Here is a 9124-nt window from a genome sequence, read left to right on the forward strand (position 1 = left end):
GCCCAGGGTTCGGCGGCTCCACCGGCCCGGTGCCGGTGCGCGTGGCGCCGGCTGTTTTGGGGGAGTTCCCGGTGTACTACAAGGCCCTGGGCACGGTGACCGCGCTCAACACGATCAACGTGCGCAGCCGGGTGGGCGGCGAGCTGGTGAAGATCGCCTTTGAAGAGGGGCAAATGGTCAAGGCCGGCGATTTGCTCGCCGAGATCGACCCGCGCAGCTACCAGAACGCCTTGCTCCAGGCCCAGGGCACGTTGCTGCAGAACCAGGCGCAGTTGAAAAACGCCCAGGTCGATGTGCAACGCTATCGCGGCCTGTACGCCCAGGACAGTATCGCCAAGCAGACCCTGGACACCGCCGAAGCGCTGGTCCTGCAATACCAGGGCACGGTCAAGACCAACCAGGGCGCGGTCGACGATGCCAAGCTCAACCTTGAATTCACCAAGATCCGTGCGCCGATTGCCGGTCGCGTCGGTTTGCGTCAGCTCGACGTCGGCAACCTGGTCGCCGCCAACGACACCACGGCCCTCGCGGTGATCACCCAGACCCAACCGATCAGCGTGGCCTTCACCCTGCCGGAAAACACCCTGGACACCGTCCTCACCCGTTATCACGCCGGCAACAAGCTGCCGGTGGAAGCCTGGGACCGTGGCGACACGAAAAAACAGGCGGTGGGCGTGCTGCAGAGCCTGGACAACCAGATCGACGTGACCACCGGCACCCTGAAATTTAAGGCGCGCTTCGATAACAAGGATCAAGCGCTGTTTCCCAACCAGTTCGTCAATGTGCACTTGCTGGCCGACACCTTGCACAACGTGGTGCTGGCACCGTCCGCCGCGATCCAGTTCGGTAACAGCGGCACCTTTGTCTACAAGCTCGATGGCGACAACAAGGTCAAGGTCCAGCCGCTGGTGGTGGGTGATACCGATGGCGACAACACCGTGATCAAGCAAGGTCTGGCGGCGGGTGATCGGGTGGTCATGGAAGGCACCGACCGTCTCAAGGACGGCAGCGAAATCGAAGTGGTCAACGACAGCAACGAAGTGCCGACCACGCCGACCGAACACCTGCAAGGCAAGCCTGCGGCGAAAGGGGAGACCGGTACTGACGCCGGCAAGGCGCAAAAGGTCGGCGCATGAACCTGTCGCGCCTGTTTATCCTGCGGCCGGTCGCCACCACGCTGAGCATGCTCGCCATCGTGCTGGCCGGCCTGATCGCTTACCGCTTGCTACCGGTTTCGGCCTTGCCCCAGGTGGATTACCCGACCATTCGGGTGATGACGCTGTACCCCGGTGCCAGCCCCGACGTGATGACCAGCGCGGTCACTGCGCCGCTGGAGCGCCAGTTCGGGCAGATGCCCGGCCTGACCCAGATGGCCTCCACCAGTTCGGGCGGGGCGTCGGTACTGACCCTGCGCTTCAACCTCGACATCAATATGGATGTCGCCGAGCAGCAGGTGCAGGCCGCGATCAACGCCGCCACCAACCTGTTGCCCAAGGACTTGCCGGCGCCGCCGGTGTACAACAAGGTCAACCCGGCGGACACCCCGGTGCTGACCCTGGCGATCACCTCCAAGACCATGCTGCTGCCCAAGCTCAATGACCTGGTCGACACGCGCATGGCGCAGAAGATCGCGCAGATCAGCGGCGTCGGCATGGTCAGCATCGCCGGCGGCCAGCGCCAGGCGGTGCGCATCAAGGTCAACCCCGAGGCCCTGGCGGCCAATGGCTTGAACCTGTCGGATGTGCGCACCCTGATCGCCGCGTCCAACGTCAACCAGCCCAAGGGCAACTTCGACGGGCCCACACGGGTGTCGATGCTCGATGCCAACGACCAGTTGGTATCCCCAGAGCAATATGCCGAACTGATCCTGGCCTACAACAACGGCGCGCCCTTGCGCCTCAAGGACGTGGCGCAGATCGTCGACGGCGCCGAAAACGAGCGCCTGGCCGCCTGGGCCAACGAAAACCAGGCCGTGCTGCTCAATATCCAGCGCCAGCCGGGCGCCAACGTGATCGAGGTGGTTGACCGTATCAAGGCCCTGCTGCCGAGCATCACCGACAACCTGCCGGCGGGCCTGGACGTGACGGTGCTCACCGATCGCACCCAGACCATCCGCGCGTCGGTCAAGGATGTGCAGCACGAATTGCTGATCGCCATCGCCCTGGTGGTGATGGTGACGTTCCTGTTCCTGCGCCGGGTCAGCGCCACGATCATTCCGTCCATCGCCGTACCGCTGTCGCTGGTCGGCACCTTTGGCGTGATGTACCTGGCGGGGTTCTCGGTCAACAACCTGACATTGATGGCCCTGACCATTGCCACCGGCTTTGTGGTGGACGACGCCATCGTGATGCTGGAGAACATCTCCCGTTATATCGAGGAAGGCGAGACGCCCATGGCCGCCGCGCTCAAGGGCGCCAAGCAGATCGGTTTCACCCTGATTTCCCTGACGCTGTCGCTGATCGCCGTATTGATCCCGCTGCTGTTCATGGCCGACGTGGTCGGGCGCTTGTTTCGCGAGTTTGCCATTACCCTGGCGGTGGCGATCCTGATTTCCCTGGTGGTGTCCCTCACGCTCACGCCGATGATGTGCGCACGATTGCTCAAGCGTGAACCGAAGGAAGAAGAGCAGGGCCGCTTTTACAAAGCCAGCGGCGCCTGGATCGATTGGTTGATCGATGCCTACGGGCGCAAGCTGCAATGGGTGCTCAGGCACCAGCCGCTGACCCTGCTGGTGGCCATCGCCACCCTGGGCCTTACGGTGGTGCTGTACCTGGTGGTGCCCAAGGGCTTCTTTCCGGTGCAGGATACCGGGGTGATCCAGGGCATTTCCGAAGCGCCGCAGTCGATTTCGTTTGCCGCGATGAGCCAGCGCCAGCAGGAACTGGCGAAGATCATCCTCGCCGATCCGGCGGTGGAAAGCCTGTCCTCCTACATTGGCGTGGACGGTGATAACGCCACCCTCAACAGCGGTCGCTTGCTGATCAACCTCAAGGCCCATGGCGTGCGCGACTTGAGCGCGGTGCAGGTGATCGCTCGCCTGCAACCGGCCATCGACAAGCTGGTGGGTATCCGCCTGTTCATGCAGCCGGTGCAGGACCTGACCATCGAAGACCGCGTCAGCCGTACCCAGTATCAATTCAGCATGTCCTCACCGGACGCCGAGTTGCTGGCGCTGTGGAGCGACAAGCTGGTGCATGCCCTCGGCCAGTTGCCGGAACTCACCGACGTGGCCAGCGACCTGCAGGACAAAGGCCTGCAGGTGTACCTGGTAATCGACCGCGATGCCGCCTCGCGCCTGGGCGTCAGCGTCTCGACCATCACTGACGCGCTCTATGACGCCTTCGGCCAGCGGCAGATTTCCACCATCTACACCCAGGCCAGCCAGTACCGCGTGGTGTTGCAGGCCCAGTCCGGCGAAACCCTCGGCCCGGCCGCGCTCAACCAGATCCATGTGAAGACCACCGACGGCGGCCAGGTGCGGCTGTCGAGCCTGGCCCATGTGGAGCAGCGCCAGGCGCAGTTGGCGATTGCCCATATCGGCCAGTTCCCGGCGGTGATGATGTCGTTCAACCTGGCCCCCGGGGTCGCGCTGGGCAAAGGCGTGGAGCTGATCAACCAGACCCAGAAGGACATCGGCATGCCGGTCGGCGTGCAGACCCAGTTTCAGGGCGCGGCCCAGGCGTTCGAGGCCTCGCTGTCGAGCACCTTGCTGCTGATCCTGGCGGCGGTGGTCACCATGTACATCGTGCTCGGCGTGCTCTACGAGAGTTATATCCACCCGATCACCATTCTCTCGACCTTGCCCTCGGCGGCGGTGGGTGCCTTGCTGGCCTTGCTGCTCAGCGGCAATGACCTGGGCATGATCGCGATCATCGGCATCATCCTGCTGATCGGTATCGTCAAGAAGAACGCGATCATGATGATCGACTTCGCCCTCGACGCCGAGCGCAACCAGGGCCTGGACCCGCAGACCGCGATCTACCAGGCGGCGCTGCTACGCTTCCGGCCGATCCTGATGACCACCCTGGCGGCCTTGTTCGGTGCGGTGCCGTTGATGCTGGCCAGTGGCTCCGGTGCGGAATTGCGCCAGCCTCTGGGCCTGGTGATGGTCGGCGGGTTGCTGGTGAGCCAGGTGTTGACGCTGTTCACCACGCCGGTGATTTACCTGTATTTCGACCGTCTTGGCCGGCGCTGGCGTAAAGAGCCGCAAAGCCTGGAGCCGGTTGAGCCATGAATCTGTCCGGACCTTTCATTCGCCGGCCGGTAGCCACCATGCTGCTGAGCCTGGCGATCATGTTGCTCGGTGGCGTCAGCTTCAATTTGCTGCCGGTGTCGCCGTTGCCGCAGATCGACTTCCCGGTGATCGTGGTGTCGGCCAGCTTGCCGGGTGCCAGCCCCGAGGTGATGGCGTCTACCGTGGCCACGCCGCTGGAGCGCTCGTTCGGCGCGATTGCCGGCATCACCACCATGAGCAGTTCATCGAGCCAGGGCTCCACGCGGGTGATCCTGGCCTTCGATTCCGACCGCGATATCAACGGCGCGGCGCGGGAAGTGCAGGCGGCAATCAATGCGTCGCGCAACCTGCTGCCCAGCGGCATGCGCAGCATGCCCACCTACAAGAAGATCAACCCGTCCCAGGCGCCGATCATGGTGCTGTCGCTGACATCCGACGTGTTGCAGAAGGGCCAGCTGTACGACCTGGCCTCGACCATTCTGTCCCAGAGCCTGTCCCAGGTGCCGGGCGTGGGCGAAGTGCAGATTGGCGGCAGTTCCCTGCCGGCCGTGCGCATCGAGCTGGAGCCCAAGGCCCTCGATCAGTACGGCGTGGCTCTGGATGATGTGCGCAATACCATCGCCAACGCCAACCAGCGCCGGCCCAAGGGTTCCCTGGAAGACAGCGAACGCAACTGGCAGATCCAGGCCAACGATCAGTTGGAAAAAGCCAAGGACTACGAGCCGCTGCTGATTCGCTACCAGAACGGCGCGGCGCTGCGCCTGAGCGACGTGGCGAAGATCAGCGACGGCGTGGAAGACCGCTACAACAGCGGGTTTTTCAACAACGATTCGGCGGTGTTGCTGGTGATCAACCGCCAGTCCGGCGCCAACATCATTGAAACCGTGCGCCAGATCAAGGCGCAGTTGCCGGCGTTGCAGGCGGTGCTGCCGTCCAGCGTCAAACTCAACCTGGCCATGGACCGTTCGCCGGTCATCACCGCCACCTTGCACGAAGCCGAGATGACCCTGCTGATCGCCGTGGCCCTGGTGGTGCTGGTGGTGTACCTGTTCCTGGGCAACTTCCGCGCCTCGTTGATCCCCACCCTGGCGGTGCCGGTGTCGCTGGTGGGCACCTTTGCGGTGATGTACCTGTACGGGTTTTCGCTGAACAACTTCTCGCTGATGGCGCTGATCCTGGCGACCGGCCTGGTGGTGGACGATGCCATCGTGGTGCTGGAGAACATCTCCCGGCATATCGACGAGGGCGTGCCGCCGATGAAGGCCGCGTACCTGGGCGCCCAGGAAGTCGGCTTTACCTTGCTGTCGATGAACGTGTCGCTGGTGGCGGTGTTTCTCTCCATCCTGTTCATGGGCGGGATCGTCACCAACCTGTTCCGTGAATTCTCCATCACCTTGTCGGCGGCGATCATCGTTTCGCTGATCGTGTCGCTGACCCTGACCCCGATGCTCTGCGCACGCTGGCTCAAGCCCCATGTCAAAGGGCAGATGATCGGCTTGCAGCGCTGGAGCCACCGCATCAACGAACGCATGGTCGCCGCCTATGCCACCAGCCTGGACTGGGTGCTGCGCCATCGACGCCTGACCCTGCTCAGCCTGTTGCTGACCGTGGGCGTGAACATCGCGCTGTACGTGGTGGTGCCGAAGACCTTCATGCCCCAGCAGGACACTGGTCAGTTGATTGGTTTTGTGCGCGGGGATGACGGGCTGTCATTCAACGTGATGCAGCCGAAAATGGAAATCTTCCGCCAGGCCGTGCTCAAAGACCCGGCGGTGCTCAGCGTGGCCGGCTTTATCGGCGGCAACAGCGGCACCAACAACGCGGTGATGCTGGTGCGCCTCAAACCGATTGCCGAGCGCAAAATCTCGGCCCAGGCCGTGATCGAGCGACTGCGCAAGGAAGTGCCATTGGTACCGGGCGGGCGTCTGTTCCTGATGGCCGACCAGGACCTGCAATTCGGCGGCAGCCGCGACCAGACCAGCGCGCAGTATTCCTACATCCTGCAAAGCGGTGACCTGGCCGCGTTGCGCCTGTGGTACCCCAAAGTGGTGGCCGCCATGCGCGAGCTGCCGGAGCTGACCGCCATCGACGCCCGCGAAGGGCGCGGCGCGGCCCAGGTCACCCTGATTGTCGACCGCGACCAGGCCAAGCGCCTGGGGATCGACATGGCCATGGTCACCTCGGTGCTCAACAACGCCTACAGTCAGCGGCAGATTTCCACGATCTACGACAGCCTCAACCAGTATCAGGTGGTGATGGAGGTCAATCCCAAATATGCCCAGGACCCGATTACCCTCAACCAGGTGCAGGTGATTACCGCCGATGGCGCGCGCGTGCCGCTGTCGACCATTGCCCATTATGAAAACAGCCTGGCCGATGACCGCGTCAGCCATGAAGGCCAGTTCGCCTCGGAAAACATCGCGTTCGACATGGCGCCAGGCGTGACGGTGGAGCAGGGCACTGCCGCCATCGAGCGCGCGATTGCCAAGGTCGGCCTGCCGGAAGACGTGATCGCCAAGATGGCCGGCACCGCCGATGCGTTCGCCGCGACCCAGAAGGGCCAGCCGTTCATGATTCTCGGCGCGCTGGTGGCGGTGTACCTGGTGCTGGGCGTGCTGTATGAAAGCTATATCCACCCGCTGACGATTCTGTCGACCTTGCCCTCGGCCGGCGTCGGCGCGTTGCTGTCCATCTACCTGCTGGGCGGTGAGTTCAGCCTGATCTCGTTGTTGGGGCTGTTCCTGCTGATCGGGGTGGTGAAGAAAAACGCGATCCTGATGATCGACCTGGCGCTGCAGCTTGAGCGGCATGACGGCATGAGCCCGCTGGAGTCGATTCGCAGCGCCTGCCTGCTGCGCCTGCGACCGATCCTGATGACCACGCTGGCGGCGATTCTTGGCGCCTTGCCGCTGCTGCTCGGCGCCGGCGATGGCGCGGAAATGCGCCAGCCCCTGGGCCTGACCATCATTGGCGGCCTGGTGTTCAGCCAGATCCTGACCCTTTACACCACCCCGGTGGTTTACCTCTATCTAGACCGCGCGCGCCACCGCTTCAACGCCTGGCGCGGCGTGCGTACCGATGCTGCCCTGGACACTGCGCTATGAATGATTCAACCAACGCGAACCCCACTGTAGGAGCGAGCTTGCTCGCGAAAAACGTGCAGACACCGCGTTCTTCCAAGCTCGGCGCGTTATCGTTGACGACCTTCGCGAGCAAGCTCGCGCCTACAGTGGGGTTGGCGTTGTTGCTCAGCGCCTGCGCCATCGGCCCCGATTACCAGCGTCCGCCCGTGGTCGAACCGGCACAATTCAAGCAAGCCCAGGGCTGGCGCCAGGCCAACCCGAGCGACTCCCTGGCCCGGGGCGCGTGGTGGGAGCTGTACGGCGACCGCCAACTGAACGAGCTGGTGGTGCGCCTCAACAGTTCCAACCAGACCGTCGCCCAGGCCGAGGCGCGTTTCCGTCAGGCCCAGGCACTGGTGCGCAGTGCTCGCGGGGCGTTTTACCCCAGCGTCGACCTGAGCGTCGGTAAAACCCGCGCCAGCCAGGGTACCGGCAGCAGCAGCGCGAGCCTGAGCAGTTCCAGCAGCGGTATTCGCGACACCCTCAATGCGCAACTGGGCGTGAGCTGGGAAGCCGACGTCTGGGGCAAATTGCGCCGTGGCCTGGAGGCCAACGAAGCCAGCGCCGAGGCCAGCACGGCAGACCTGGCGGCGATGCGCCTGAGCCAACAGTCGGAACTGGTGCAGAGCTACCTGCAGTTGCGCGTCATGGATGAACAGACGCGTTTGTTGCAAGCCACGCTGGACACCTACCAGCGCTCGCAGCAGATGACCGAAAACCAGTACCGCGCCGGTGTCGCCGGCAAGGACGCCATCGCCCAGGCGCGAACCCAGCTCAAGACCACCCAGGCCAGCCTGATCGACCTGATCTGGCAGCGTGCCCAGCTGGAAAACGCCATTGCGGTATTGATCGGCGAAGCGCCGGCCAATTTCAGCCTGGCCGTCAGCAAGGACATCCCGGCGTTGCCGCAGATTCCCGTGGGCCTGCCGTCGCAGCTGTTGGAGCGCCGCCCGGATATCGCGTCGGCCGAACGTTCGGTGATTGCAGCCAACGCCAATATTGGTGTGGCCAAGGCCGCCTATTATCCTGACTTGACCTTGAGCCTGGCGGGGGGCTACTCCAGCAGCACCTATGAAGACTGGATCAGCCTGCCGAACCGTTTCTGGTCGGTGGGCCCGAAGCTGGCCATGACGCTGTTCGACGGCGGCCAGCGCTCGGCGGAAGTCGACCGCAGCGTGGCCAGCTATGACGAAACCGTGGCCAAGTACCGTCAGACCGTACTGGATGGGTTCCGCGAAGTCGAAAATTACATGGTGCAGCTCAAGGTGCTGGCCGACGAAGCGGTGGTCAGCAACGAGGCGCTGGAGTCTGCTCGCGAGTCGTTGCGGTTGACCGAGAACCAGTACAAGGCGGGGCTGATTGCCTACCTGGACGTGGTTACCGTGCAGGCAACGGCCCTGAGTAATGAGCGCACGGTACTGAACTTGCTGCAGTCGCGGTTGGTGGCGAGTGTGCAGTTGATTGCGGCGTTGGGTGGGGGGTGGGATGGGAACACCCGTCCGGCCGACCAAGATAAGTAGGGGTAATTCAATCTCGGGATGGCCTATGCTGCTACCCGAATGACACGCTTCGGTCAATGTGGGAGGGGGCTTGCCGATGGCGGCCTCAGAGCCGACCAGGATGTTGGATCGATCCCGGTCCAAATGTGGGAGGGGGCTTGCCCCCGATGACGGCCTCAGAGCCGACCAGGATTTTGGATCGATCCCGGTCCAAATGTGGGAGGGGGCTTGCCCCCGATGGCGGCCTCAGGGCCGACCAGGATGTTGGA

Annotated in this window: 4 protein-coding genes; all 4 read left to right on the forward strand. The window is 63.6% G+C overall.

Features of this window, described 5'->3' with window-relative positions; translation table 11 throughout:
* The coding region (locus tag BFP90_RS12415) for an MdtA/MuxA family multidrug efflux RND transporter periplasmic adaptor subunit (RefSeq protein ID WP_065896817.1) at positions 1 to 1136 on the forward strand (1136 nt) is incomplete at its 5' end.
* A complete protein-coding gene (locus tag BFP90_RS12420; protein WP_065893191.1) occupies positions 1133 to 4234 on the forward strand; it encodes an MdtB/MuxB family multidrug efflux RND transporter permease subunit in 3102 nt (1033 codons plus the stop codon). The genes BFP90_RS12415 and BFP90_RS12420, both read left to right, overlap by 4 nt.
* The gene (locus tag BFP90_RS12425; protein WP_065896818.1) at positions 4231 to 7338 is read left to right on the forward strand and encodes an efflux RND transporter permease subunit; all 3108 of its coding nucleotides are present in this window, start codon (positions 4231 to 4233) and stop codon (positions 7336 to 7338) included. Before BFP90_RS12420 ends, BFP90_RS12425 begins: the two co-directional genes overlap by 4 nt.
* The gene (locus BFP90_RS12430; RefSeq protein WP_083203232.1) at positions 7335 to 8876 is read left to right on the forward strand and encodes an efflux transporter outer membrane subunit; all 1542 of its coding nucleotides are present in this window, start codon (positions 7335 to 7337) and stop codon (positions 8874 to 8876) included. Before BFP90_RS12425 ends, BFP90_RS12430 begins: the two co-directional genes overlap by 4 nt.
* Positions 8877 to 9124: the final 248 nt, after the last annotated feature.

This window comes from Pseudomonas sp. 24 E 13 (assembly GCF_900004715.1).
Taxonomy (GTDB): domain Bacteria; phylum Pseudomonadota; class Gammaproteobacteria; order Pseudomonadales; family Pseudomonadaceae; genus Aquipseudomonas; species Aquipseudomonas orientalis_A.

Bases quoted from the DNA above. Each gene is read 5' to 3' on its own strand.
- BFP90_RS12430 (WP_083203232.1), top strand. From the start codon at position 7,335: ATGAATGATTCAACCAACGCGAACCCCACTGTAGGAGCGAGCTTGCTC.
- BFP90_RS12420 (WP_065893191.1), top strand. From the start codon at position 1,133: ATGAACCTGTCGCGCCTGTTTATCCTGCGGCCGGTCGCCACCACGCTG.
- BFP90_RS12425 (WP_065896818.1), top strand. From the start codon at position 4,231: ATGAATCTGTCCGGACCTTTCATTCGCCGGCCGGTAGCCACCATGCTG.